The organism is Mesorhizobium sp. RCC_202 (genome assembly GCF_041355295.1).
Lineage (GTDB): Bacteria > Pseudomonadota > Alphaproteobacteria > Rhizobiales > Rhizobiaceae > Mesorhizobium.
This window is the reverse complement of sequence record NZ_JBFUPO010000002.1, coordinates 330,717-356,697: the sequence shown is the minus strand read 5'-3', so window position 1 is coordinate 356,697 and position 25,981 is coordinate 330,717. Positions and strand designations below refer to the sequence as shown.

Genomic DNA, 25,981 nt, shown 5'->3' with positions numbered 1-25,981 from the left:
CGGAATGTTCCGCTGGTTTGAAAACAAGCTCGATCCGTTTCCCGCCGCGGAACCGGTCGAGCCGCCGAAGACGCTGATCGCGTTCTGCTTGCACTATACGCGCGGCGCGTTGCCATACATCATTCCGGACGCGGTCCTGATGACATCGATCGCCATTGCCGAAGTGTGGATGTTCGGCTTCATGGGCAGCATCGTCGACTGGCTGTCGCGGCAAAACCGCGAGACCTTCCTGCAGACCGAGAGCTGGAAGCTCGCCGGCATGGCCTTCATCGTGCTGTTCGCGTTGCCGGGCACGGTGTGGCTACATTCGCTGCTCAACCAGCAGACTCTGATGGGCAATTATCCCATGCGCATCCGCTGGCAGGTGCACCGTTATCTGCTCAAGCAATCGATGGCGTTCTACCAGGATGAGTTCGCCGGCCGCATCGCCACCAAGCTGATGCAGACAGCGCTCGCCGTACGCGACTGCGTCATCAAGCTAATTGAGGTTCTCAACTACGTCATTGTCTACTTCCTCGGCATGCTGTTCATCGTCGGCTCGGCGGACTTGCGGCTGGCGGCGCCACTCGTGGTGTGGCTGGTCGGCTATATCGCACTGCTGCGTTATTTCATTCCCCGGCTGGGCAAGGTCGGCGAGCAGCAGGCCAATGCGCGCTCGGTCATGACCGGCCGCGTCGTCGACAGCTATTCCAACATCCAGACGGTCAAGCTGTTCAGTCATGCCAAGCGGGAGGCCACTTTCGCCAAGGAGGGCATGGCCGGCTTCCTTGACACGGTCTACCGGTCGATGCGGCTGGTGACGGTGCTCTACGGCCTGCTCTACATCCTCAACGCGCTGCTCTTGTTCTCAGTGACCGCGCTGTCGTTGTGGCTGTGGCTCGGCCAGGTGGTGACGATCGGTGCCGTCGCCGTGGTCATCAGCCTTGTGCTCAGGATGTGGGGCATGTCGCAGTGGATCATGTGGGAAATGTCGGGCCTGTTCGAGAATATCGGCACGGTGCAGGACGGCATCGCTTCGATCTCGCTGCCGCGCCTTGTCGAGGACAAGCCCGACGCCCGCGACATTGCCGTCAGCCAAGGCGAGATCCGCTTCGAGGACATCCGCTTCCATTACGGCAAGCAGAAAGGCGTCATCGAGAACCTGTCGCTCACCGTCAAGCCTGGTGAAAAGGTCGGCATTGTCGGCCGCTCCGGGGCCGGCAAGTCGACGCTGGTCAACCTCCTGCTGCGCTTCTACGACCTTGAAAGCGGCAGGATCCTCGTCGACGGCCAGGAGATCGCTTCGGTGAAGCAGGATTCGCTGCGCGCGCAGATCGGCATGGTGACGCAGGACACCTCGCTGCTGCACCGTTCGGTGCGCGACAACATCCTCTATGGTCGGCCCGACGCTTCGGAAGAGATGCTGGTCGAGGCTGCCAAGCGGGCCGAGGCGCTGGACTTCATCGCCGAGCTTTCCGATTCCGAGAGTCGAAAGAATTTCGACGCCTATGTCGGCGACCGCGGGGTCAAACTGTCCGGCGGCCAGCGGCAACGCATCGCCATTGCTCGCGTTATGTTGAAGGACGCGCCGATCCTTATCCTTGACGAAGCGACCTCGGCGCTGGATTCCGAAGCCGAGGCGGCCATCCAGGAGAATCTCTACAAGCTCATGCAGGGCAAGACCGTCATCGCCATCGCCCACCGGCTGTCGACCATCGCGGCGATGGACAGGCTGGTCGTCATGGACAAGGGCCGCGTCATCGAGGAAGGGTCGCATGAGGAACTCGTCGCCAGCGGCGGGCTCTATGCGCAGCTCTGGCAGCGCCAGTCGGGCGGTTTCCTGCTCGACGACGCGCCGGCGGAGGCCGCCAACGATGCAATAGCCAAGGGTGAAGCCGCGGAATGATGCAGGCCGTCTATCGCTGGTTCGAACATTGGGTCTACCCATTCCGCGAGCCGGCGAATCTCCGGCCACCGTCCAGCGTCGGCGGCTTCCTCTGGCATTATGTCGGGCAGGCGAAGCTTGCTTTCTTCGCCATGCTGATCATCGGCGGCATCGCGCCGCTGGTCGAGGCCGGCCTGTTCTATTTCGTCGGGCGGCTGGTCGATATCCTCGATCAGCTGCCTGGGCAGCGCAGCTGGCACGCGCTGTGGACCGCGGCCGGTCCTGAACTGCTGTTCATGGGCGCCGTGGTGCTCATCGTCCGCACGATTGTCGTCGGCCTCTCGGCGCTGGTCGACGAGCAGACGATCACGCCCGGTTTCTACAATCTGGTGCGCTGGCAGGCGCACCGGCATGTCTCGCGCCAGTCCTACGCCTTCTTCCAGAACGATTTCGCCGGCCGCATCGCGACGAAAGTCTGGCAAGCGGGTCAGGCGACGGGCGACCTGATGGAAAGCTTCATCGAGGTCGTCTGGTTCATGGTCGTCTATACGGTGACGACGCTGGCGCTGGTCGCTGGCCTGGATCTCAGGCTGGCGGTGCTGGTGATGATCTGGATCGCCGCCTTCGGCTGGCTGGCCAAGCTCTATCTGCCGGCCATCCGCAAGCACGCCGAGGCGACCGCCGAGGCCGGCTCGATGATCACCGGCCGCATCGTCGATTCCTATTCCAATGTGCAGACGCTGAAGCTGTTTTCGGCCGATGGCGACGACCGCTACATCAGGAGCGGCTTCGACATCTATCTCGATGCGCTGCGGCCGTTCACGCGCAGGCTGACCGGCGTGCGCATGGCGCTGACGACGCTGTCCGGCATTATGATCACGGCAATCGCCGCCTTCGCCATCTATCTGTGGGTCGAAGGCTCGATCACGGTCGGCGCCGTCGCCTTCACGCTGTCCCTGGTGCTTCGCCTCAACATGCTGCTCGGGCGGCTGATGATGCAGCTCAACGGCATCCTGAGAAACCTCGGCGTATTGGAAAACTCCAAGGCTCTGATCTCGCAGCCGCTTGGCCTGACCGACCCGACGGGCGCCAAGGAACTTGTGGTTGCCGGCGGCCGCATCGACGTCAAGGACGTCACCTTCCATTACGGCAAGGGCTTTGGCGTGCTCGACGGCATCGACCTCATTGTCCGTCCGGGTGAGAAAGTCGGGCTGGTCGGCCCGTCCGGGGCCGGCAAGACGACCTTGGCCAATCTGATCCTGCGCCTTTACGATCTCGAAGGCGGCAAGATCCTGATCGACGGCCAGAATGTCGCTGAGGTAACGCAGAATTCGCTGCGCGGCAAAATCGGTGTCGTCAGCCAGGACACTGCGCTCTTCCACCGCTCGCTGCGCGACAACATCAAGCTCGGCATGCCGGACGCGACCGATGCGGAGGTGATCGCGGCGGCGAAGAAGGCCGAGGCGCATGAGTTCATCCTCGGCTTGCGCGACAATCGCGAACGCGCCGGCTACGAGGCTTTTGTCGGCGAACGTGGCGTCAAGCTTTCAGGTGGCCAGCGCCAGCGCGTGGCGATTGCCCGTGTCTTCCTCAAGGACGCGCCGATCCTCATTCTCGACGAGGCGACGTCAGCGCTCGATTCGGATATCGAGGCGGCGATCCAGGAGAATCTGACGCGGCTGATGGAGAACAAGACGGTGATCGCCATCGCCCACCGGCTGTCGACGATTGCCGCCCTCGACCGGCTGGTGGTGCTCGATGGCGGCCGCATCGTCGAGCAGGGCACGCATGACGAGCTGGTGGCGCTCGACGGGCTCTATGCGCGGCTGTGGAAGCGGCAGTCGGGCGGCTTCCTTTATCACGAGGAAAGCGTGCTCGAAGAGACGCGGCCGGCGGAGTAGGCGCATGGGTGGGACGCCAGAGGTCAACCCCGAGGTCGGTTACAGGATCAAGCGGCTGCGGCCAACCACGCGAGCGTTCGATGCCTTGAAGGACGAAAGCCGGCTGGAAGGCTACTGGATGCTGGTGCGCCTGGCGGATGGCTGGGCAAGCGGCCGCAACAAATTCCTGAAACGGGGCGAGGCGCTGTTCGGGGCATGGCAAGGCCGGGAACTCGCCGGCGTGTGCGGGCTGAACATCGATCCTTATTTCGAGGCCAGGGACCAGGGCCGGGTCCGGCACCTGTTCGTCAGCGCGCTTCACCGCCGCGCCGGAGTTGGCCGCATGCTGGTCGAGACCGTCATCGATCGGGCACGCCATTATTTCACCGTGTTGAACACCCGCGCGCCGCCCGAAGCTTTCGTTTTCTATGAACGGCTTGGCTTTTTGCGCGTTTGCGGCGAGGAATTCGTCACGCACCGCATCCTGCTGACCGACGAAACGGCAAAGATTGGGACGGCAAAGACAGGGAAGGCGAACTGAATGTCTCTTCGACCGCCATCCGGCCTGACCGGGTCTTCCGCCTCCGAGCTTGCCTTTGACGCGCTCGGCCACGAGATCCTCGCCGAGAAAGCGGCGGCGCTTGGCCGTGCCGGCCAGCGCGTCGAAGAAACGCTGGCGAAGCTGCGCGAGCATGGCGAAGGCGAGCATCGCAACCGGCTGCTCAAGGATGCAGCCGCGGCCGTGCACGGCTATTTCATCCAGCGTGAGCTTTGCGGCCTGCGCAAGCATGACGCGGTGATCCGCGAGTACAATATTCCTAGAGCAGTGCTGGTCAGGCTCGGCGCCAGTTAGGCGCTGATTTCCCTACGAAAGCGCGCCAGGCGCGCAGCAAGCGCCGAAGGGTTCTCATCGGCTGCGAAGTGCCCGCTGTCGGCGATGATATCGCTTTTGACCCGCGAGAGACCGGCGCGCTTTAGGCCATCGAGATAATCCGCGATCTCACCGGTTTCGGCCGAACCCCTGAGATAAAGCACCGGCGTGTCGATCGGGCCACCAGCTGGGGCTGCATTGGCCTTGGCGTCCTCGGTAAAAGCGCGATACCAGTCGAAGCCCGCTTTGAGGCTTTCCGGCCGCGAATAGGCTTTTGCGTAGATATCCCGGGCTTCGGCAGGGATCGTGGATTTTTCCTTCGCAAGGATATCGAAGAAGAAATCGAAATAGGCGCGCTCGTGGCCGCGCACCAGCATCTCAGGCAGAGCCTCGATCGCATGGAAGGCAAAATGCCAGATATGCGGGTTGCTGATGACCTTTTCCCACGGCGCGACGCCAGGGATGACGACATCCATGATCACGGCACCTGACAATTCGCTTGGCTTGTCGCGCAACATCGCGAAGACGATCTGGCCGCCGACGTCGTGACCGGCGACGATGACCTGCCGTAGACCGCAGGCATCGACCAGCCGGCCCATCAGCCTGGCCAAGTATGCCTTCTCGCCGCTTTTGGGCACGCCTTGCGAAGCGCCGATACCCGGCAGGTCCGGGGCGATCACGCGCTGGTCGCTGGCAAGTCGGTCGATGATTGCTTCGAAAGCGTAGGAGCTTTGCGGCCAGCCGTGCAGCAGGAGAAGGCCGGGAGCATCGGGCGGCCCTGCTTTCCGGATCGCGATGGTTTGGTCTTCGACCTCGACAGTGTCGGTTCGCATGTTCGATCTCCATCGACGCCATATCGATGGAACTAGGCGGCCGTCAGTCTTCTGACAGGTCCAATGCAAGGATTGGAAGAATCACTCCAGCCACTCGGTGATGAAGTGGCCGTTCTCGTGGATGTCGGTGCTTTCGAGCGGACCGGGGCCGAGATTGACGAATTTGTGCGGCGTGTCGGGCGGCACGATGATGATCTGGCCGGCGGTTGCGGTTATTTCCTGGTCGCCGACGGTGAACAGGCCGGTGCCGGAGCGGATGACGAAGATTTCCGCGTAAGGATGCTTGTGCAGGCGCGGGCCGGCGCCGATCTTCGGCTGGTAATTGAAAATCAGGCAGGAATTGGCGCCAAACTGGCCGCATTGCAGCTCGCCCTGCCAGCGGTCGGGCGAGCTGGTCCAAGTCTCGCGATCGATGATGTGCACCATGGCCAAAGAATAGACCGGGCCAGCGGCGCCTGTCGAGGCGAACAATGGCCCGATTCCCCTGCGGATTTTCGGCTGTTTGGCGTTCTCGGGTGGGCCGCCGGGGACGCGCCGGCTGTGACAGCTCGAAAGCCCCGCGACAATCTGCCCTTGTGGCTTGACCCCGCTGGACAAAAACGGGCTTCACGCATAAACCGAACTCCAAATGCCGGAGGAATTCGCTAGCCTGTTCGCCATGCGCTGTCGGGCAGGTGCGATTGAGCGGGGACAAGGCTCGGCCTCCGGTAAGGAAGAGGCGAAAGGATCAGGCACCCGTGAGCGCAACCGACATCCACGATCCCAACCGTCGCGATTTCCTCTATGTAGCCACCGGCATGGCCGCCGTTGTCGGCGCTGGGGCAGTCGCGTGGCCGTTCATCGACCAGATGCGCCCTGACGCCTCGACGCTGGCGCTGGCCTCGGTCGAGGTCGATGTCGCCTCGCTGCAGCCCGGCAGTTCGCTGATCGTCAAGTGGCGCGGCAAGCCGGTCGTGGTGCGCAACCGCACCGACAAGGAAATGAAGGACGGCGAAGCCGTCAATCTCGCCGATCTCAAGGACCCGATCGCGCGCAACGCCAATCTGCCCTCCGATGCGCCGGCGACCGACGCCAACCGCACCACGCCCGGCAAGGAAGCCTGGATGGTGATGGTGCAGGTGTGCACGCATCTGGGCTGTATCCCGCTCGGCCAGGAAGGCGATTTCGGCGGCTGGTTCTGCCCGTGCCATGGCTCGCAATACGATACGGCCGGCCGTATCCGCAAAGGCCCGGCGCCCGAGAACATGGCGATCCCGGTATTCAAATTCATTTCCGATACCAAAATCCTTATCGGTTGAGGCAGGGGATATTTCGATGAGCGAGGGACACTCGACCTATACGCCCAAGACCGGTATCGAGCGCTGGTTCGACGCGCGCATGCCGCTGCCGCGGCTGATCTATGACAGCTTCGTCGCCTATCCGGTGCCGCGCAACCTCAACTACATGTGGACGTTCGGCGGCATCCTGTCGATCATGCTGGTGGCGCAGATCCTGACCGGCATCGTGCTGGCGATGCACTACACGCCAGACACCAATCTCGCCTTCGATTCGGTCGAGAAGATCATGCGCGACGTCAACTCCGGCTGGCTGTTGCGCTACATGCATGCCAACGGCGCCTCGTTCTTCTTCATCGCGGTTTATCTCCATATCTTCCGCGGGTTGTTCTACGGCTCCTACAAGGCGCCGCGCGAGCTGCTCTGGATCCTCGGCTGCATCATCTATCTGCTGATGATGGCCACCGGTTTCATGGGTTATGTGCTGCCCTGGGGTCAGATGAGCTTCTGGGGCGCCACCGTCATCACCGGCTTCTTCAGCGCCATCCCGTTGGTCGGCAACTGGATCCAGCAATTGCTGCTCGGCGGCTTCGCAGTCGACGATCCGACGCTGAACCGCTTCTTTGCGTTGCATTACCTGTTGCCGTTCATGATTGCCGGCGTCGTCGTGCTGCACGTCTGGGCGCTGCACGTCGTCGGCCAGTCGAACCCGACCGGCATCGAGGTCAAGTCGAAGACCGACACCGTCGCCTTCACGCCCTACGCGACCATCAAGGACGCGTTCGGCATGATCGTGTTTCTGTTCATCTTCGCCTATTTCATCTTCTTCCTGCCGAACTATCTCGGCCATGCCGACAATTATATCGTCGCCAACCCGCTGAAGACGCCGGCCCATATCGTGCCGGAATGGTACTTCCTGCCGTTCTACGCGATCCTGCGCGCCATCACCTTCAACGTTGGGCCGATCAACTCCAAGCTCGGCGGCGTGCTGTGCATGTTCGGCGCCATCGTCATGCTGTTCCTGGTGCCGTGGCTCGACACCTCCAAGGTGCGCTCGGCGGTCTACCGCCCCTGGTACAAGCTGTTCTTCTGGCTGTTCGTCGCCGACGCCATCCTGCTCGGATGGCTGGGTTCGCAGCCGGCGGAAGGGGCTTACGTGTTCATGGCGCAGATGGCGACGCTGTTCTACTTCGCCTTCTTCCTGATCATCATGCCGGTGCTCGGCCTGATCGAAACGCCGCGTAGGCTGCCGAACTCGATCACCGAGGCGGTGCTGGAGAAGAACAAGGGCGGCAGCGGGCATCCGGCGGGCGCCACGGCCGCACCACAGACCAAGGGCTGAGCGGTAGAGAATCTAAGGGGATTTGGCATGAAGAAGATTCTCACCTCGCTGGCGCTGATCGGCCTTGTGGCTGCCGGCACCGCGGCAATCGCCGCCGAAGAGGAACACAATGCGGCCGCGCCGACGCATTTCCCGATCAATGAGCCGAAGGAGATGAGCTGGAGCTTCACCGGCCCGTTCGGCACCTATGACAAGGGTCAGCTGCAGCGCGGTCTGAAGGTCTACAAGGAAGTCTGCTCGGCCTGCCATTCGATGAACCTGGTGGCCTTCCGCACGCTGGAAGGCCCAACGGGCCTTGGCTATTCGGAAGCACAGATCAAATCGCTGGCGGCGACCTACACCATCCATGACGGCCCCAACGATGCCGGCGACATGTTCGACCGTCCCGGCAAGCCGTCGGACTATTTCCCGGCGCCGTTCCCGAACACCGAGGCCGCCGCGGCCGCCAATGGCGGCGCGGCTCCGCCCGACATGTCGCTGCTGGCCAAGGCGCGCGGCGTAGAGCGCGGCTTTCCGCAATTCGTCTTCGACATCTTCACCCAATACGATGCGGGCGGACCCGACTACATCCATTCGCTGCTGACCGGCTACGACCAGACCCCGCCTGCCGGCATGGTCATCCCCGAGGGCACGCACTACAACCCGTACTTCATGTCGGGCGTGTCGCTGAAGATGCCCAAGCCGCTCTCCGACGGCCAGGTGACCTATGATGACGGCGCACCGCAGACGGTCGACCAGTATTCCCGCGACGTGGCTACCTTCCTGGCGTGGGCTGCCGAGCCGCATATGGAAGAGCGCAAGAAGACCGGCTCCCGAGTGCTGATTTTCCTCTTGGCGTTCGGCATCCTGGTCTATCTCACCAAGCGCCGGGTGTGGGCCGACGTCGCGCATTGAGCCGCGATTGGCTGGAAATTTCGAAGGGCGCCGCGAGGCGCCCTTTTTGCATTTCAGCGGCGGACCCGTCACACGGGCGTCACCGCATCTGGCGATCCTGCGGCATTCCAACAAAGGATTGCGCCCATGAAGAAATATGCATCGCTGGCGGCTGGCCTGCTGCTGCTGGTCGTCGGCTCCGCTGCCCAGGCCGAAGACGCCAAACCATTCGTGACCAACAAGGATGTCGACCTGACGATGATCCTGCCGCCGCCGCCGGCCAACGATTCGGCTCAGACCAAGGCCGAACTCGGCGAAGTGTTGACGCTGCAAGTGACGCGCACCCCCGAGATGGAAGCCCGCGCGGTCGCCGACGCCGAGGAGAATGTCTGGCGCTTCGCAGACGTGATGGGTCCGAATTTCACCAAGGACAAGCTGCCGAAATTCAGCGCCTTCTTCGACCGCGTGGTCGAGACAGAAGGCGCCGTTGTCGATCCGGCCAAGGATGTCTGGAAGCGTCCGCGTCCACACCAGCTCAGCGACCTGGTCAAGCCGGCGGTCAAGCTGTCGAGCTCCGGCTCATGGCCCTCAGGCCATGCTACGGTAGGCACCATGATGGGCATTATCCTCGCCGATATGGTTCCGGAGAAGCGTGCCGAGATCATGGCGCGCGCCGCCGAATACGCCCACAACCGGGTGGTCGGCGGTATCCATTATCCGTCCGACGTCGAGATGGGCAAGATTTCCGGCAGCGTCATTGCCGCTGTGCTGCTCAACCGCGATGACTTCAAGGCCGAGTATGACGTGGCCAGGGCCGAGTTGCGCGGCGATCTGGGCATGTAGCCTTCCTCGGTAGCTGTCGATCGAGGGGCGCTTAAGGCGCCCCTTTTCATGTCTGCGGCTGTGCTTGCCGGCACCCTGGTAAATAGTCCGTTGGCAGGTGGGCATTGGATTGATATTCGACGCATGAAGGGCGGCAAAGATATCCGCCTGTTAGAGCGTCTGGAATTCGATGATGCGGCTCAGCGACTGTCACAGCTTTTCCGATTTCCGGCGCATGGCGCGGCAAAATTTGCCGGGGCCGATCTTCGACTACATCGACGGCGCGGCGGACGACGAAGTCACCCATCGCCGCAACACCGAGAGTTTCGAGAGCTGCGACCTGGTTCCCAACGTGCTGCGCGGTGTCAGCGAGATCGACATGTCGGTGACCGTGATGGGCCAGAAGCTGGCGATGCCCGTCTATTGCTCGCCGACGGCCTTGCAGCGGCTGTTCCACCATCAGGGCGAGCGCGCGGTGGCCAACGCCTCGGCCAAGTACGGCACCATGTTCGGCGTTTCCTCGCTCGGCACCGTCAGCCTCGAGGAGGTGCGCCGTATCAGCAGCGGCCCGCAGGTCTATCAGTTCTATTTCCACAAGGATCGCGGCCTGAACCGGGCGATGATGCAGCGGGCAAAGGCGGTCGGCGTCGAAGTGATGATGCTGACCGTCGACAGCATCACCGGTGGAAACCGCGAGCGCGACAAGCGCACCGGCTTTGCCATTCCCTTCAAGCTCAATCTCGCCGGAATGCTGCAGTTCGCCATCAAGCCGGCCTGGGCGTTGAACTATTTCACGCATGAGGGCTTCAAGCTGCCGCAGCTCGACGAGCATGTCGACATGGGCGGCGGCACCATGTCGATCAGCCGCTACTTCACCGAGATGCTCGATCCGTCGATGACGTGGGACGACGTCGCCGAGATGGTCAAGCTGTGGTCCGGCCCGTTCTGTCTCAAGGGCATCATGTCGGTCGAGGACGCCCGGCGCGCCGTCGATATCGGCTGCAGCGGTATCGTGCTGTCCAACCATGGCGGCCGGCAGCTCGACGGCTCAAGGGCGGCGTTCGACCAATTGGCCGAGATCGTCGATGCGGTCGGCGACAGAATAGACGTCATCATGGATGGCGGCGTGCAGCGCGGCACGCATGTGCTCAAGGCATTGTCGCTTGGCGCCAAGGCCGTCGGTGTCGGGCGCTACTATCTGTTTCCGCTTGCGGCGGCCGGGCAACCGGGCGTCGAACGGGCGCTCGCGCAGATGCGGGTCGAGATCGAGCGCGGCATGAAGCTGATGGGCTGCAGTTCGATCGAACAATTGTCGCGCAACAATCTCCGATTCAGGTAAGTTCGGCCCATGAAATCCTCGCTCGAAGACACGCTGCTCGCCTCGATCCGCACCATCCCGGACTACCCCAAGCCCGGCATCCTGTTTCGCGACATCACCACGCTGCTCGGCAATGCGCGTGCCTTCCGCCGCGCCATCGACGAACTGGTGCATCCCTATGCCGGCCAGAAGATCGACAAGATCGCCGGCATCGAGGCGCGCGGCTTCATCCTCGGTGGCGCCGTCGCGCACCAGCTCTCGGCCGGCTTCGTGCCGATCCGCAAGAAGGGCAAGCTGCCTTACGAGACCGTGCGCGTCGCCTACAGCCTCGAATACGGGCTGGACGAGATGGAGATGCACAAGGACGGCGTTGCCCCTGGTGAGAAAGTGATCCTGGTCGACGATCTGATCGCCACCGGCGGCACAGCGGAAGCGGCGGTCAAGCTCCTGCGCCAGATCGGCGCCGACATCCTCGCCGCCTGCTTCGTCATCGACCTGCCGGATCTCGGCGGACGCCAGAAGCTCGAAGCGCTGGGTGTTCCGGTGCGGACGCTGATCGGGTTCGAGGGGCATTAGGGAGGGGTGAGTAGTGAGTAGTGAGTAGTGAGTAGTGAGTAGTGAGTAGTGAGTAGTGAGTAGTGAGTAGTGAAGAATGGCGGCTCACTACTCACTACTTACTACCTACTACTTACTACCTACTACCTACTACTTACTACGCCACTCACCATTCACTACCCCACCTTCACCAACACCGCGCTGTCGAATTCGATGACCTTGTCGCCGGTCGAATCGAAGCCTTCCGAGCGCAGCGTGAGCAGGCTCCAGCCTGGACGCCCGGTAAGCGGGCGATGGGCAAGCGCGGTGCGCGTGAAAGTGACCGTCTCGCCGGCATAGACCGGCTTCAGCCATTTCAGGTTGCGGAAACCGGGCGAGGGGCCGAATTCGGGCTGCGGGCCGGGGCCGGTCCAGCGCACGCCTTCGGTTTCCATGCGCTTTTCGAGGTTGTACTTCATCCAGGTGGCGGCGGTGTGCCAGCCTGAAGCGCAGAGGCCGCCGAGCACGCTCTTCCTGGCCGCCTCCTCATCGACATGGAAGACCTGAGGGTCGTATTTGCGGGCGAAGGCCTTGATCTCGTCCGGCTCGAATTTGTGCGAACCGAGCGTGACCGTCTGGCCTATCATGAAATATTCGTCGAGCGTCACGCCGTGGCCTCGCGGGTCAGGAACATGCCGGTATTCTCAAGCTCGAAGACGCTCTCACCGCGCTGATTGAACAACTCGCTGCGCATGGTGATGAGACCGAGCTGAGGTCTCGACTTCGACTGGCGCTTGGAAATGATTGTGACCTTGCCGGTGAGCCGATCCCCCGCCAGCACCGGCTTCTTCCACTTCACATGCTCGATGCCGGGGGAACCCTGCGAGGTCGAGTCGAGCAGGAAGGCATCGCACAGCATGCGCATGAACATCGCGCAGGTGTGCCATCCAGAGGCCGAGAGGCCGCCGAGGATGCTCGCCTTGCCGGCTTCCTCGTCGAGATGCATCGGCTGCGGGTCGAACTCCGAGGCGAATTCGACGATCTCGGCCGCGTTGACGTCCTTGCTGCCGAGGTCGAGGGAAGCACCCTCGACGAAATCCTCATAGGCCCATCGCTTTCCGGTCATGACTGGCAATCCGGTTCAATCCTTAAAGATCGGGCAACCCGGATGCAGGCCGACAGCGATTTGGTCAAGTCCTTTCTGGTAAGCCAGTCAACCGGCCGGCGCCGTCAGAGCCAGCCGCGGCGGCGGAAATACCAGAAGGGCAGGATCGCCGAGAGCACCATCAGGCCGATGGCGAAGGGGTAGCCAAGCTCCCACTTCAGCTCGGGGATGATGTCGAAATTCATGCCGTAGATCGAGGCGACCAGCGTCGGCGGCAGAAAGATGACGGCAGCGACCGAGAATATCTTGATGATGGCGTTCTGCTCGATCGAGATCATGCCGAGCGTGGCGTCGAGCAGGAAGGAGATCTTCTGCGACAGGAAGGTGGCGTGGTCGGCGAGCGACAGCACGTCGCGCGACAAGGTCTTGATGCGGGCGCGCACATCCTTGCTCATCTTGGTCTGGGTCGCGACATGGGCGAGAAAGCCGGCCAGGCGCTGCAGCGAGATCAAACTGTCGCGGACCGAGGAGGCGATGTCCTCCTTGCGGCCGATGCTTTTCAGCAGTTCCTGGAAGTCGCGGTTGCGCTTCGAAGCCTTGGTCGAGCGCGCCTCGAAAATGTCGCGCGAGACCGCTTCGACATCGCGGCCGGCGCGCTCGAGGATGTCGGCGAGACGGTCGACGATCGCCTCCAGAAGGCCGATCAGGATGGTGTCGCCAGTGGTGCAGCCGGTCGCCACCTTCTCGGCGCGCAGCGGGAAGGTCTTGAACGCCTTTGGCTCGTGGTAGCGGATGGTGATCAGCCGGTTGCCGGCCAGCGCGAAAGTCACGGGGGACATCAGTGGGTCGTCGGCCTCGGTCTGCGCCGGCAGCACGGCGGTCATGAAGTAGCCGCCGTCCTCGATGTAGAGCCGGCTCGAAATCTCGATCTCTTCCATCTCCTCGCGGGTCGGCACGCCGACCCCCAGCCAACTCTCGACCTTGGCCTCTTCTTCCTTGGTGGGGTTGAACAGATCGACCCAGACAATCCTGTCGCCGTCGGCCGCGAGATCCTCGGTGAGCCGCAAGCGGTCATTGTCCACGACGAAGGCCTTGATCATCGTCGGGTCTCCCTGGAGATCAGGTGTTGAACTTGAACAGCAGGACGTCGCCGTCCTGGACGACATATTCCTTGCCTTCGTCGCGCGCCTTGCCGGCTTCCTTGGCCGCCACTTCGCCGCCCAGCGTGATGTAGTCGTTGTAGGCGATGGTCTGGGCGCGGATGAAGCCGCGCTCGAAATCGGTGTGGATGACGCCGGCGGCCTGCGGGGCCTTGTCGCCCTTGTGGATGGTCCAGGCGCGCGTTTCTTTCGGTCCGGCGGTGAAATAGGTGATCAGATGCAAGAGATCGTAGCCGGCGCGGATGACCTTGTTGAGGCCAGGCTCGTCGAGCCCGAGCGAGGACAGGAACTCCATCTCTTCTTCGTCGGAGAGCTGAGCGACTTCGGCCTCGATCGCGGCCGAGATCACCACGGTGCCGGCGCCCTGCGCGGTGGCCATCTTTTCCACGGCCCTGCTGTGCTCGTTGCCGATGGCGGCATCGGCCTCGGCGACGTTGCAGACATAGAGCACGGGATGCGAGGTCAGAAGGTTCAACCCCTGCAGGATGCGCAGATCTTCCGCCGAGATGCCCTTGAGCAGAATGCGGGTCGGCTTGCCGGCCTGCAGCAGCTCGAGTGCCGCTTCCATCATCGGCAGCACGGTTGTCGCTTCCTTATCCTTCGAGCCGGCGCGCTTGCGGATCTGCACGATGCGGCGCTCCAGGCTGTCGAGGTCGGCGAGCATCAGCTCCGTCTCGACCGTCTCGGCGTCGGCGACCGGGTCGATGCGACCCTCGACATGGGTGATGTCGTCATCCTCGAAGCAGCGCAGCACATGCACGATGGCGTCGACCTCGCGGATGTTGGCGAGGAACTGGTTGCCCAGCCCTTCGCCCTTGGAGGCGCCGCGCACCAGGCCGGCAATGTCGACGAAGGAGATGCGGGTCGGGATGATCTCCTTCGACTTGGCGACCGCTGCGATCTTCTGCAGCCGGGAATCCGGCACCGCCACCTCGCCGGTGTTCGGCTCGATGGTGCAGAAAGGATAGTTGGCGGCCTGCGCGGCGGCCGTCCTGGTCAACGCATTGAACAGCGTCGACTTGCCGACGTTGGGCAAGCCAACGATGCCACATTTGAAACCCATGTTCGTCCGGTCCTATCGGGAATTCGATTTTAATGAGGGCTATGGGCGAAAGGGACGATCAACGTCAAGCCCCGATCGGCCGGGCGCCCCGCCGCGGGTGATGTGGTTATTGCGGGATCACCGCGCAAGCTCGCGCAATCTGGCCAGGCGATGCGGTTGGCTGTCGACGAAGACCTGATCGTGTTCCAGCACCGCAAGCGCCTGCCGGGCGCTGTCGCGGGCATGACCAATGTCGCCGAGACGGGCGCAGCATTCGGCGAGTTCCTCCTGCACGAAAGGCGCCTGCTCGCCATCGGCTGCTGCCGCGCCGGCTGTTTCCTCAGCAAGCCGCCGGGCTTCTTCCAGGCGATCCAGTGCGCGCAACGTTCGGATCACGGCGTAGCGCGCGATACGCAGCTCGCGTTTCTGGCCAGCCGAGCGGCGCTGTGCGACCGCCTGTTCGAATTGCCAGTGCATCGGCGAACCGGCCGGCATCGAAATAGGACCAGCCGAGATTGTTGAGCAGCGCCGCGCGCCAGAACGCGGCCTGCGGATGGTCGTCGATATAGGCGAGAGCGGCTTCGGTCCATTGGACGGCATCGCCAAGGGTTCCGACGATCGCCATCATATGCGCTGCATCCACGGCCAGCGCATGAGCTCCGGCCTGCCGCGCCAATTGCCAGGCTTCCTCGAACAGCGGCCGCGCCTTCTCGCGTTCACCGGCGGAATTGTAGAGGCGGCCGCGCTCGATGGCGCATAGGGCGCGGGCTGTCGGATCATCGCCGGCCAGCCGCTCAGCCTGGTCGATCAGCGCGTGGCCTGCGGCAAAGTCGCCGGCCAGACCAAGCCGCCTGGCTTGCCCAGCCAGATCCGAAACACCGTCAGACATGTCGATCGCACCTGTGGTCTTGCGCGGCATTTGCTAGCGCACCTTGCGAGTTGCCGGCAAGGCTCCAGGGGCGAAGCCGACCACGCCTTCGTCACTACGGTGTGGTGATGCATCGGCGGCAAGACGACATGTTCACCAGAGAGGGGGTCCTGAGCGAATTCAAGCTTTCCCGTCGTGACAGCCTGCATGACGCCGCAGCTTCAGTCTTTGCCGAACAGCTTCTTCAGCATCGCGGCCATCGGGCCGCTTTCGGGCAGCTTGGCCGGCGCCTGCTGAGGGCGCGCCTGGCGGACATGGCTTTGCGCCTTCGGCGCCTTGGGCGGCGGGCGATCGTCGTCGCCGGTCGGCACGAGTTTGTCGCGGAGCGCCAGCGTAACGCGGTTCATGAAGGAATTGTCGTCGCCCTTGGCCAGCAAGGCGGCGTCGTTGGCGATCGCGTCGAGCAGGACATCCAGCCATTCGCGATCGGCCTTGGCGAAATCACCCAGAACATGGCCCTGCACCATCTCCTTGACGCCGGGATGGCCGACGCCGATGCGCACGCGGCGGTAGGCATTGCCGACATGCTGGTCGAGCGAGCGGATGCCGTTGTGGCCGCCGGAACCGCCACCGACCTTGATCCTGAGTTTGCCGGCGGCAAGGTCGATCTCGTCATAGAAGACGGTGAGGGCATCCGGGCCAAGCTTGTAGAAGCGCAGGGCTTCGCCAACCGACTGTCCCGACAGGTTCATGAAGGTCTGCGGCTTGATCAGCAGGATTTTTTCGCCGCCGAGCGTGCCTTCGGAAATCAGGCCCTGGAATTTGCGCGACCAGGGCGAAAAAGAATGGCGGCGGGCAATCGCGTCCGCCGCCATGAAGCCGACATTGTGCCGGTTGTTTTCGTATTTCGCGCCCGGATTGCCGAGGCCTGCAAAGACAAGCATTGTCTTGTCTGGCATCGCAAGCTCCGGGCTCGAAAATTACTTCTCTTCGGCAGCAGGAGCCGCCGGTTCCGGCGCTGCTACTTCCGCCGTCTCTTCGGTCTCCGGCTTCATCGCCGACGAGCCGGCAATGGTCGCGATGGTGAAGTCGCGATCGGAGATGACCGGCTTGACGCCGGCCGGCAGCTTGACCGCCGAGATGTGGATCGAATCGCCGATGTCGGCGCCGGTGAGATCGACGGTGATGAATTCCGGGATCGCATTGGCCGGGCAGTGGAATTCGACTTCGTGGCGAACGATGTTGAGCACGCCGCCGCGCTTGATGCCGGGCGACTTGTCCTCATTGATGAAGTGGACAGGCACGTCGACATTGACTTCGGTGTCCTTGCCGATGCGCAGGAAGTCGACATGGACCGGGAAGTCCTTGACCGGATCAAGCTGGAAGTCCTTCGGCAGGACCTGGATCTTCTTGCCGTCGACGTCGATCGTGGCGATCGTGGTCAGGAACCCGCCGCCGTGGATCTTGTAGAAGATGTCCTTGTAGTTCAGCGCAATCGCCAGGGGAGGCTGCTTGTCGCCGTAAATAACTGCAGGCACTTTACCGTTGCGGCGAACTGCACGGGCGGACCCCTTACCGACCTGTTCGCGCGCTTCGGCTTTCAGCTCATAAGCATCGTGGCTCATGGCATTTCCTTTCGCGTGTTGTGGAGCCGCTTGCGGCAGGCACGAGGCCAGCCGTAAACGTCGAAAGCCGTCGCGGCCTTGCACGAGCTTTCCAAATGCTTTTGGCGATCCAAATGCTTTGGGGATCATGCGAGGCCTGGCCGGCCTTCCGCCGCGTTGCCTCCAAGGGTGTCTACGCGGGTGGCGGCTCTATAGCGGAAGGCGGCCGGAGGCGCAAGCCGGGGCCGGGGAAGAGCTGCATCCGCAGATTTCAGCGGTTTACTACGTTCTCTGCACTGGCGTGACCAGAGGCCACACTGCACGGCCGAACAGCCGGCATGGAACCGTGCCATTCGGACAGGCCGGTCCCGAGGCGGTTGAAACTCCATGTCGCCCAGACCCGGCCAACCTGACTACAGCAGTTCACCGTTTCCCATAAACGGCGACCTGCTCTATGTTCCTTGTTTGGACGCAATTCCGGACGGAAAACCGCTTCACACCTGGAATTGCTCTAACTGAGCTGCCCTGCGGCTTGCAAGATGAGTTGGGTGATCTCGCGCGGGTGAGAGATCAGCGACAAATGGCTCGCCTTTACCTCGATGGTCTTGGCGTTCATACGTTTGGCCATGAAGCGCTCGAGATCCGGGTTGATGGTGCGATCCTCGGTCGAGACAGCATACCAGCTTGGCTTCGAGCGCCAGGCCGCCTGGGTTGTCCTTCCTGAGAAAAGCCTGTCTGAGATCGGTCCCTGGACAGCATAGAGGATGCGTGCCTTCTCGCGGGCAATATCACCGGCGAAGTCCCGCAAGAAGGCCTCCTCGCTCAGCTTACCATAGCCCGCGGACCAGACAAGGCCGGCGGAGGCGGGCGGCGCCGCAAAAGTCTTGGCGAGCGCCGTATAATCTTCGCCCGCATCCGGTGCGCGCGCCGCGACATAGACGAGCGAGGAAATTGTTGGATCCATCCCTGCCTCGCTGACGATCATGCCGGCAAAGGAGTGCCCGACAAGGATCGTCGGTCCATCCTGCAAAGCGATCGCACGGCGCGTTGCCTCGACGCCCGCCTCCAGCGTGGTCAGCGGGTGCTGGACGACGGTTGCATTGAGGCCTGCCTGCTGCAACAAGCCAACCACTTCCGACCAGCACGAGCCATCCGCATAGGCGCCATGGACCAGCACGACATTGCTGACCTTGGGGCCTGTCTGGGCTCGCGCCTTGGCGGAGCCGGCCAGTATGTTCGTCGCCACCCCGGCGACAAGCGCGGTGGAGAAAGTACGCCTATTCAACATGAACGTGGATTCCTTGAGAGGTTGGCAGATCGCGCCCAGACTTCGGCTGGGACACGCCGCAATGCTTCGCCCGGCGCCTATGTCCAGTCTTCGCGGCCTGCCGAGCCATCGTTACAGCCGTCACCGCTTCGTGATGCGAGCCTCGGTCTTGCCGGCGGAGCAACGTGGTGGTCGCGCCCCTTCGGTTTCCGTGATGTAGGATCGGGCGGGTTTCAACCGTCCTGCGGCAGTTGTTTCAACCAATCCGTGGGAACCCGATATGAAGCTCCTGTTCAGCCGCAATCCCAATCCCCGCCTCGCGGTGGCGGCGGCGCGTTATCTCAAGGCGGATGTGACGTTCGAATTTGCCTCGCCGATGGCGCCGGGCGCGGCCGAGGCCTACCACGTGCTCAACCCCAATCTGACCTTGCCGATCCTGGTCGGCTCGGGATGGAGCCTTTGGGAGGCCGACGCCATCGCTTGCCGGCTTTCGCGCGCAATCGGCTCCGATTTCTGGCGCAGCGGCGATGACGAGCCGGATATGATCCGCTGGATCAGCTGGGGCAAGGAACGGTTCGCCTACGCTTGCGACATGGTGCATTTCGAGCGCGGCACCAAGCAGCGCTATGGGCTCGGTCCGATCGATCAGGCGCTGGTCGAGGAGGGGTTCAGGCAGTTCCACCGAGCCGCGGCAGTCCTCGAGCCCGAGCTTTCAGGGCGAGAGTGGCTGGTCGGTACCTCCATCTCCTATGCCGACTTCCGCATGGCGACGTTCCTGCCCTTCAACGACGCCGCCGGACTGCCGCTCGACGACTATCCCTCGATCCGCCGCTGGTACGGCCGGCTGGAAGCGATCGATGCCTGGCGCGACCCGTTCCAGGGGCTTGAGGCGCCGCAGCTGCCGCCGGTCAAGGCAGAGGCCTGATCCGCACGGACTGAACCAAGCAACGCTTCGTCCGCGCAAACTCAATCCGTTTGCGCGGCGCGTTTTGAAATCTTCTCGCTCATTAAATTCTACAAAATTGGTAGGCTTAATGAAGAAGTCCCGCGAGGAGAGCCCGAAAATGACCAAGAAGCTGGTGGTGGGAATATCCGGAAATCTGACCCGCCCGTCCAAGACCAAGGCCTTCATCACGCAGATCGCCGGCGACGTCGCAAGCCGTATCGGTGCGACCTCGGCGGTCTTTGACATTGAGGACCTTGGCGCGTCGTTCCCGCCGGCGCGGCGCCTCGCCGATCTCGATCCGGCCGCTCACGACATCGTCGAACAGCTCATCGGCGCCGACGTGCTGGTGGTCGGGTCGCCGACGTTCAAAGGCAGCTACACCGGCCTCTTCAAGCATCTGTTCGACCTGCTCGACCCGGCATCGCTGCGCGGAAAGCCGATCATCCTGGCGGCGACCGGCGGTGGCGAGCGCCACTCCTTGATCGTCGAGCACCAACTGCGGCCGCTGTTCGGCTTCTTCGAAGCGCTGACCATGCCGACCGCCATCTATGCGTCCGACAAGGATTTCGCCGACGGCGCCCTGGCGTCGGAAGCGATCCACGCCCGCGCCCGCCAGGCCGTTGCCGAGGTTTCCCGCATCGTCGGCGAAGCTCGCAGGATCGAACTTGCCGCCTGACTTCAGCCAATCTCCTTGCGAACCGAAGGATCAGCCATGACACGCTCCAGCCAGTCCAGACAGATCAAGCTCGGCGCCTTTCTGCCCGGCGGTGGCCAGCACGTCGCGGCGTGGCGGCATCCGGATGCGCCGGCCGATGGCGCCACCAGTTTCGAGTTCCACAAGCAGCTTGCGCTCACCGCCGAACGCGGACTGTTCGATGCCTATTTCCTCGCCGACAATCTGACGGTGGGTCTCGGAGCCCGCGAAGGCGGCAATGGCAAGATCGCCGGTTTCGAGCCGGTGACGCTGTTTGCCGCGCTGGCGCCGCTGACCAAGCATCTCGGCTTCATCGCCACCGCTTCCACCACCTATGAAGAGCCTTACACGCTCGCCCGCAAATTCGCTTCCCTCGACCTTCTGTCGAACGGTCGCGCCGGTTGGAATGTCGTCACCTCCGCCGGCGACGACACTGCGCGCAATTTCAATCGCGATGTCCAGCCCGACCATGCCGAGCGTTATGCCCGTGCGCATGAGCATGTCGAAACGGTCAAGGCGCTGTGGGACAGCTGGGAAGACGACGCCTTCATCCGCGACAAGCAGACCGGCCGCTTCTACGACAAGGACAAGCTGCACGACATCGACCACAAGGGTGAGCATTTCAGCGTCAAGGGTCCGCTCAACGTGCCGCGTCCGGTGCAAGGCCACCCGGTGGTGGTACAGGCAGGGCAGTCCGAGGATGGGCGTGGGCTGGCGGCGGCTTCGGCCGAGGTGATCTTCACCGCGCATCAGAAGCTCGAGACGGCGCAGGAATTCTATCGCGACATCAAGGCGCGCGTGGCGGAAGTCGGCCGCGACCCGGAACAGGTGCTGATCATGCCGGGCGTGGCGCCCTTCGTCGGCCGTACCGAGGAAGAGGCGCGCGCCAAATACCAGCAGCTCAACGACCTGATCTTGCCCGAGGACGGTGTTGCCTTGCTCAACGCGCTGGCCGGCCAGACGCTCGACATAAGAGGCTATCCGCTCGACGGGCCGCTTCCGGTAGCCAAGGAAACCGAAGGCATGAAGAGCCGTCAGGCGCTGATCCGCCAGATCGCCGACGAGCATAACTTCACCATCCGCCAGCTCTATCAATGGGTGGCGACCGCGCGCGGCCATTATACGGTGATCGGCAGCGCCGTTCAGGTTGCCGATCAGCTGGAGGAATGGTTCACAAAAGAAGCCGCCGACGGCTTCAACATCCTGCCGCCATGGCTGCCCGGCGCGCTCGACGATTTCGTCGACCTGGTCATCCCGGAACTGCAGCGGCGCGGCCTGTTCCGCACCGCTTATGAGGGCCGGACGCTGCGCGAAAATCTTGGTCTCAGACGGCCGCAGAATCCGTGGACGGTCGCGCGCTCGACCGTGCTTGCCGCCGAATGATTTCCTGAAGCGAGAGGCACGACGATGACCTTGCAGCATATCGAAAGGACGGCCGGTATCGGCCGGCATGAAGGTGGCAGCAACTTCGGCACGGAGGTGTTGCGTCTCCTGGCCCGGACTTCGGCGCGCATCCTGTCGCGCTATGGCGTGCTGCTTGGCTTCTTGGCGCTCTGGCAGGTGGCGGCAAGCAGCGGCTGGGTCAACGCAGCCGTGCTGCCGCCGGTCGACGCGATCGTCGTCGCGCTCTGGAAGGGCCTTGCCGGCGGCAGCCTGCTCGGCGACATCGCCATCAGCCTGCAGCGCGCCGGCCTTGCCTTCACGGCGGCCGTCATCGTCGCCATTCCGCTCGGCCTGGTCATGGGCCAGGCGCGCACGGTGGAGACCGCGCTCGACCCGATCCTGCAGCTCTTCCGCCAAACCTCGGCGCTGGCGCTCTATCCGGTGTTCATCCTGCTGCTCGGATTGGGTGAAGCCTCCAAGGTGTTCGTCATCTTCTGGGCGACGCTGTTTCCGCTGCTGCTCAACACGATCGGCGGCGTCAAGGAGGTCGACCCGAAGCTGCTGGAGATGGCGCGTGCCTATGGCGCCAGGCGGCTCACCATTTTCCGCCGTGTCGTGCTGCCGGGCGCGGTGCCTTCGATCTTCGTCGGCTTACGGTTAGGGGCCACCACGGCGCTGCTGCTCTTGATCGCGTCCGAGATGATCGGCGCCAATAAGGGCATCGGCTTCCAGGTGATGAACGCGCAGTACAATTTCCAGATCCCGCTGATGTTTGCGGCGATCGTCATTCTTGCCGCGCTCGGCCTGATCGCCAACCAAGCGCTGGTCGTCCTGCAGCGACGGCTCTGTCGCTGGAGCAATCCGGCTGCCTGAGCCGCCATCCCAACATCGTTGTAAAAAGGAAAGGCCTGATCATGAGCATCACCCGCCGGTCGCTTCTGTTGCGCGCACCGCTTGTCGCCGGCATCCTTGCCGCCGGCCTGCCATCGATTGCGCGTTCGCAAGCCGCTCCCGTCAAAATCCGCTATCTCGCCAGCCGCGGCGGCCTCTCCCCGCACGAGCTTGCCGATGAGCTTGGTTACTTCAAAGGCCTCGGCATCGAGCTCGAGAATGTCGGCTATGTCGGCGGTGGGCCGGAATCGTTGTTTGCGCTTGCCTCCGGCAGTGTCGACCTCGGTTCGGCCGCAACGCCGGCGGTGATCAACTCGATTGCCGGCGGCAACGACTTCGTCGCCGCCTATCCCAGCAACGGCATCAACAAGGACGTCAAAAGCGTTTTCTACGTGCTTGAGGATAGCCCGATCAAATCGATCGCCGATATCGCCGGCAAGACGATCTCGGTCAACACGCTGGGCGCTCATCTCGACTACACGGTGCGCGAGGCGCTGCACAGCGTCGGCCTGCCGCCGGATGCGGCCAAGCTGGTCGTGGTGCCGGGACCGCAGCTCGAGCAGACCTTGCGCTCCAATCAGGTCGACATCGCCGGGCTCGGCTATTGGCAGGCGACTTTCGCTGGCCAACTGGTCGCCAATGGCGGTGTGCGCGGCGTGTTCAACGACACCGACGTGCTCGGTGAGATCGCCGGCGGGTTCGTCGTGCTGCGGCGCGATTTTATCGCCGCCAATCCGGATGCCGCACGCAACTTCGTCGAGCAGTCGGCGCGCGCGTCGGACTGGTCCAGGCAAAATCCCGACGAGGCGCGCAAGCTGCTCGCCGGCATCCTCAACAGGCGCGGCGAGAACGGCGACCTGGCGCGCTACTGGACCGGCTTCGGTCTGCGCGAGAAGGCCGCCGTGACGGACCGCGACATCGACTTCTGGGTGAACATTCTCGAGCGCGACGGCCGGCTGCCGAAAGGCAAGCTGAAGGCAACCGACATTCTCTACCGCCCCGGCGAAACCAAGATCAACTGAGCACGGAGGCCGGCGGCATGGCTACGTCACGCGGCGGCGAGGTCACGATCCGCGACCTGTCGAAATCCTTCAGCATTGCCGGGCGGCAGCTTGCCGTGCTGCGCTCGCTCAACCTCGACATCCGCTCCGGCGAATGCCTGGTCATCGTCGGCGCCAGCGGCTCCGGCAAGACGACGCTGCTGCGCATCCTTGCCGGGCTGGAAAGCGCCAACAACGGCACCGTGGCGATCGACGGCAAGCACGTCGAGGGCGTTGGCGAGGAGCGGGCGGTGATCTTCCAGGAGCCGAGGCTGCTGCCCTGGCTGACCGTGCTTGGCAACGTTGCCTTCGGCCTCGAGGTGCGTGGCGTGGCGAAGGCGCAAGCCGAGGAGCGGGCGCGCTTCTACATCGCGCTGGTCGGCCTTGCCGAATTCGCAGATGCCTATCCGCGGCAGCTGTCGGGCGGCATGGCGCAGCGCGTCGGCATCGCGCGGGCGTTGACCGTGCAGCCGGAGATCCTGCTGCTCGACGAGCCGCTGGGGGCGCTCGACGCCATGACCAAGATTTCCATGCAAGAGGAACTGGCGCGCATCTGGAGCGAGGAGAACGTCACCATGGTCATGGTCACCCATGACCTGGAAGAGGCGATCTATCTCGCCGACAGGGTGCTGATCCTGCCCAGGGAGAAGGGCGGCGCGGCAAGGCTGATCGATATCGACCTGCCGCGTCCGCGCGAGCGTAGCGAAAGCCGCTTCGTGCGCTACCGCGAGGAACTGCTGCGCGAGTTCGGTCTGCACTAGGCGTATCGATATTCAGGTGAGGCCGGCCTGCAAATAGCGGCTTCCTGCGCTTCCGGTGCTCACGTACAAAAAGTACGCTCCGCTCCGGTTCTCGGAAGCCACCATTTTCGACTCGGCCTGACCTGAATCTCAATACACCTTAGACGTCGCTTGCCCGGCCGCTGCTCAGCGCATTGCGCAGCGCCTGAATCTGGCGGTTCAGGGCATCGAGCTCGGCAAGCGTCATGCCGGAGCGCTCGATCAGGGTCTCGTTCAGGCAGTTGCACTGGGTGAGCAGCGCGCGGCCTTCGGGGGTCAGGTCGACCTGCACCTGGCGTTCGTCGGCCTGGCTGCGCTGGCGGGTGACCAGGCCAGCCTGTTCCATGCGCTTCACCAGCGGCGTGATGGTGCTCGATTCCAGCGCGAGCCTGTGCGCGATGCTGCCGACCGATATGCCGTCCGCCTCGCCCAGCGCATTCAGCACCAGATATTGCGGGTAGGTGATGCCCATCTCGTCCAGCATCGGCTTGTAGGTGCGGTTGATCGCCATTGAGGTGGCATAGAGCGTGAAGCACAGCTGATTGTCCAACGGGAGAGGCACGACGCATTCCTTTGCCGATTAGTCACAAACTATGTACCACGAAAAAAGATATCGCGATATATATTTTGTGGACATTGGTTTCGAACTGCGCTAGCCATATTGTTATCGCGATATCAGTTATCGCGAAATGAAATCATGGAGATTGAGATGACCAAGCTTGGCAGCAGCACGATCACCACCAAGGACGGAACCGAGATTTTCTATAAGGATTGGGGGACGGGTCAGCCGATCGTCTTCCATCACGGTTGGCCGCTGAGCAGTGACGATTGGGACGCCCAGATGCTGTTTTTCCTGTCGAAGGGCTACCGCGTCATTGCCCATGACAGGCGCGGCCATGGCCGCTCGACCCAGACCGATATCGGCAATGAGATGGACACCTATGCGGCCGATGTCGCGGAACTTGCCGCACATCTCGACCTAAAGAACGCCATCCATGTCGGCCATTCGACCGGTGGCGGCGAGGTGGCGCGATACGTGGCCAAATACGGCTCAGGCGGCCGCGTCGCCAAGGCGGCGTTGCTCGGCGCGGTGCCGCCGATCATGCTGAAGACCCCGGCCAATCCTGGCGGCCTGCCGATCGAAGTCTTCGATGGTTTCCGCTCCGCTCAGGCCGCGAACCGCGCCCAGTTCTTCCACGACGTTGCGGCCGGGCCGTTCTATGGCTTCAATCGTCCCGGCGCCGAAGTTTCGCAGGCGGTCGTCGAGAATTGGTGGCGTCAGGGCATGATGGGCGGCACCAAGGCGCATTACGACTGTATCAAGGCCTTCTCGGAGACCGACTTCACCGAGGATTTGAAGGCAATCGAGGTGCCGGTGCTGGTGATGCATGGCGACGACGACCAGATCGTTCCGATCGCCGACTCTGCGCTGCTCTCGGTCAAGCTGCTCAAGAAGGGCGAGCTCAAGGTCTATAAGGGCTTCCCGCACGGCATGGCGACAACCCATGCGGATATCATCAACGCCGACCTGTTGGCCTTCTTCAAGGCATAAGGTCCTTCGACGCAGAACAGGCACCCGTCGACTGACGGG

General features: G+C 63.1%; 29 protein-coding genes. 17 read left to right on the top strand and 12 right to left on the bottom strand.

Annotated features, from left to right (window positions below; genetic code table 11):
* The first annotated feature begins 4 nt into the window (after positions 1–4).
* Genes AB6802_RS05980 through AB6802_RS05965 form a run of 4 tightly spaced genes read left to right on the top strand, consistent with a single transcriptional unit; the run spans position 5 to position 4,597 of the window.
* Complete coding sequence (locus AB6802_RS05980; RefSeq protein ID WP_371009091.1) at positions 5–1,885, top strand: ABC transporter ATP-binding protein; 1,881 nt, start codon at positions 5–7, stop codon at positions 1,883–1,885.
* Positions 1,882–3,765, top strand: a complete 1,884-nt coding sequence (locus tag AB6802_RS05975; protein WP_371009090.1) for an ABC transporter ATP-binding protein — start codon at positions 1,882–1,884, stop codon at positions 3,763–3,765. The genes AB6802_RS05980 and AB6802_RS05975 overlap by 4 nt, the downstream gene beginning before the upstream one ends.
* 4 nt (positions 3,766–3,769) lie before the next feature.
* Complete coding sequence (locus AB6802_RS05970) at positions 3,770–4,285, top strand: GNAT family N-acetyltransferase (protein WP_371009089.1); 516 nt, start codon at positions 3,770–3,772, stop codon at positions 4,283–4,285.
* Positions 4,286–4,597, top strand: coding sequence for a DUF6665 family protein (locus AB6802_RS05965; protein WP_371009088.1), 312 nt, complete (start codon positions 4,286–4,288; stop codon positions 4,595–4,597).
* On the opposite strand, the gene AB6802_RS05960 is transcribed toward AB6802_RS05965, so the two are convergent.
* The gene (locus tag AB6802_RS05960) at positions 4,594–5,448 is read right to left on the bottom strand and encodes an alpha/beta fold hydrolase (RefSeq protein WP_371009087.1); all 855 of its coding nucleotides are present in this window, start codon (positions 5,446–5,448) and stop codon (positions 4,594–4,596) included. The genes AB6802_RS05965 and AB6802_RS05960 overlap by 4 nt on opposite strands.
* An 81-nt stretch (positions 5,449–5,529) precedes the next feature.
* On the bottom strand, positions 5,530–5,874 hold the full coding sequence (locus AB6802_RS05955) for a cupin domain-containing protein (protein WP_371009327.1): 345 nt from the start codon (positions 5,872–5,874) through the stop codon (positions 5,530–5,532).
* A gap of 311 nt (positions 5,875–6,185) precedes the next feature.
* Between AB6802_RS05955 and petA the strand changes: the two genes are divergently transcribed.
* The 6 genes from petA to AB6802_RS05925 all read left to right on the top strand — a co-directional run bounded on the left by petA (position 6,186) and on the right by AB6802_RS05925 (position 11,653).
* Positions 6,186–6,746: a ubiquinol-cytochrome c reductase iron-sulfur subunit gene (gene petA, locus AB6802_RS05950; RefSeq protein WP_371009086.1), complete on the top strand. Its 561-nt coding sequence runs from the start codon at positions 6,186–6,188 to the stop codon at positions 6,744–6,746.
* A gap of 16 nt (positions 6,747–6,762) precedes the next feature.
* Complete coding sequence (locus AB6802_RS05945) at positions 6,763–8,064, top strand: cytochrome bc complex cytochrome b subunit (protein ID WP_371009085.1); 1,302 nt, start codon at positions 6,763–6,765, stop codon at positions 8,062–8,064.
* A gap of 27 nt (positions 8,065–8,091) precedes the next feature.
* Positions 8,092–8,958: a cytochrome c1 gene (locus AB6802_RS05940; protein WP_371009084.1), complete on the top strand. Its 867-nt coding sequence runs from the start codon at positions 8,092–8,094 to the stop codon at positions 8,956–8,958.
* Positions 8,959–9,084: 126 nt separating this feature from the next.
* Positions 9,085–9,780, top strand: coding sequence for a phosphatase PAP2 family protein (locus AB6802_RS05935; protein WP_371009083.1), 696 nt, complete (start codon positions 9,085–9,087; stop codon positions 9,778–9,780).
* A 172-nt stretch (positions 9,781–9,952) separates the two neighbouring features.
* A complete protein-coding gene (locus AB6802_RS05930) occupies positions 9,953–11,098 on the top strand; it encodes an alpha-hydroxy acid oxidase (protein ID WP_371009082.1) in 1,146 nt (381 codons plus the stop codon).
* A 9-nt stretch (positions 11,099–11,107) separates the two neighbouring features.
* Complete coding sequence (locus tag AB6802_RS05925) at positions 11,108–11,653, top strand: adenine phosphoribosyltransferase (protein ID WP_371009081.1); 546 nt, start codon at positions 11,108–11,110, stop codon at positions 11,651–11,653.
* Positions 11,654–11,808: 155 nt separating this feature from the next.
* On the opposite strand, the gene AB6802_RS05920 is transcribed toward AB6802_RS05925, so the two are convergent.
* The 9 genes from AB6802_RS05920 to AB6802_RS05880 all read right to left on the bottom strand — a co-directional run bounded on the left by AB6802_RS05920 (position 11,809) and on the right by AB6802_RS05880 (position 18,678).
* Positions 11,809–12,279 (bottom strand): MaoC family dehydratase, encoded by a 471-nt coding sequence (locus AB6802_RS05920; protein ID WP_371009080.1) that lies wholly within the window; start codon positions 12,277–12,279, stop codon positions 11,809–11,811.
* Positions 12,276–12,737: a MaoC family dehydratase gene (locus AB6802_RS05915; RefSeq protein WP_371009079.1), complete on the bottom strand. Its 462-nt coding sequence runs from the start codon at positions 12,735–12,737 to the stop codon at positions 12,276–12,278. Before AB6802_RS05915 ends, AB6802_RS05920 begins: the two co-directional genes overlap by 4 nt.
* A gap of 104 nt (positions 12,738–12,841) precedes the next feature.
* The gene (corA, locus tag AB6802_RS05910) at positions 12,842–13,816 is read right to left on the bottom strand and encodes a magnesium/cobalt transporter CorA (RefSeq protein ID WP_371009078.1); all 975 of its coding nucleotides are present in this window, start codon (positions 13,814–13,816) and stop codon (positions 12,842–12,844) included.
* A gap of 19 nt (positions 13,817–13,835) precedes the next feature.
* Positions 13,836–14,939 (bottom strand): redox-regulated ATPase YchF, encoded by a 1,104-nt coding sequence (gene ychF / locus AB6802_RS05905; protein ID WP_371009077.1) that lies wholly within the window; start codon positions 14,937–14,939, stop codon positions 13,836–13,838.
* A 117-nt stretch (positions 14,940–15,056) separates the two neighbouring features.
* Entirely contained in the window at positions 15,057–15,212 is a 156-nt protein-coding gene (locus AB6802_RS05900) for a hypothetical protein (RefSeq protein WP_371009076.1), read from the bottom strand.
* 46 nt (positions 15,213–15,258) lie between these two features.
* A complete protein-coding gene (locus tag AB6802_RS05895) occupies positions 15,259–15,837 on the bottom strand; it encodes a tetratricopeptide repeat protein (protein WP_371009075.1) in 579 nt (192 codons plus the stop codon).
* A gap of 170 nt (positions 15,838–16,007) precedes the next feature.
* Complete coding sequence (gene pth / locus AB6802_RS05890; protein ID WP_371009326.1) at positions 16,008–16,730, bottom strand: aminoacyl-tRNA hydrolase; 723 nt, start codon at positions 16,728–16,730, stop codon at positions 16,008–16,010.
* A gap of 36 nt (positions 16,731–16,766) precedes the next feature.
* Complete coding sequence (locus AB6802_RS05885) at positions 16,767–17,411, bottom strand: 50S ribosomal protein L25/general stress protein Ctc (protein WP_371009074.1); 645 nt, start codon at positions 17,409–17,411, stop codon at positions 16,767–16,769.
* A 490-nt stretch (positions 17,412–17,901) separates the two neighbouring features.
* Entirely contained in the window at positions 17,902–18,678 is a 777-nt protein-coding gene (locus AB6802_RS05880) for an alpha/beta fold hydrolase (protein WP_371009073.1), read from the bottom strand.
* Between the two features lie 259 nt (positions 18,679–18,937).
* On the opposite strand from AB6802_RS05880, the gene AB6802_RS05875 reads away from it, so the two are divergent.
* The 6 genes from AB6802_RS05875 to AB6802_RS05850 all read left to right on the top strand — a co-directional run bounded on the left by AB6802_RS05875 (position 18,938) and on the right by AB6802_RS05850 (position 24,372).
* Positions 18,938–19,582, top strand: a complete 645-nt coding sequence (locus tag AB6802_RS05875; RefSeq protein WP_371009072.1) for a glutathione S-transferase family protein — start codon at positions 18,938–18,940, stop codon at positions 19,580–19,582.
* Positions 19,583–19,721: 139 nt separating this feature from the next.
* Complete coding sequence (msuE, locus tag AB6802_RS05870) at positions 19,722–20,279, top strand: FMN reductase (protein ID WP_371009071.1); 558 nt, start codon at positions 19,722–19,724, stop codon at positions 20,277–20,279.
* Between the two features lie 36 nt (positions 20,280–20,315).
* A complete protein-coding gene (locus AB6802_RS05865) occupies positions 20,316–21,680 on the top strand; it encodes an LLM class flavin-dependent oxidoreductase (protein WP_371009070.1) in 1,365 nt (454 codons plus the stop codon).
* Between the two features lie 24 nt (positions 21,681–21,704).
* Positions 21,705–22,553: an ABC transporter permease gene (locus tag AB6802_RS05860; RefSeq protein ID WP_371009069.1), complete on the top strand. Its 849-nt coding sequence runs from the start codon at positions 21,705–21,707 to the stop codon at positions 22,551–22,553.
* A gap of 41 nt (positions 22,554–22,594) precedes the next feature.
* A complete protein-coding gene (locus tag AB6802_RS05855) occupies positions 22,595–23,593 on the top strand; it encodes an ABC transporter substrate-binding protein (RefSeq protein WP_371009068.1) in 999 nt (332 codons plus the stop codon).
* A 17-nt stretch (positions 23,594–23,610) separates the two neighbouring features.
* Positions 23,611–24,372, top strand: a complete 762-nt coding sequence (locus AB6802_RS05850) for an ABC transporter ATP-binding protein (protein WP_371009067.1) — start codon at positions 23,611–23,613, stop codon at positions 24,370–24,372.
* A gap of 139 nt (positions 24,373–24,511) precedes the next feature.
* Here the strand turns inward: AB6802_RS05850 and AB6802_RS05845 are convergent, their stop codons facing one another.
* Positions 24,512–24,952 (bottom strand): MarR family winged helix-turn-helix transcriptional regulator, encoded by a 441-nt coding sequence (locus AB6802_RS05845; protein ID WP_371009066.1) that lies wholly within the window; start codon positions 24,950–24,952, stop codon positions 24,512–24,514.
* Between the two features lie 147 nt (positions 24,953–25,099).
* Between AB6802_RS05845 and AB6802_RS05840 the strand changes: the two genes are divergently transcribed.
* Entirely contained in the window at positions 25,100–25,942 is an 843-nt protein-coding gene (locus AB6802_RS05840) for an alpha/beta fold hydrolase (protein ID WP_371009065.1), read from the top strand.
* Positions 25,943–25,981: the final 39 nt, after the last annotated feature.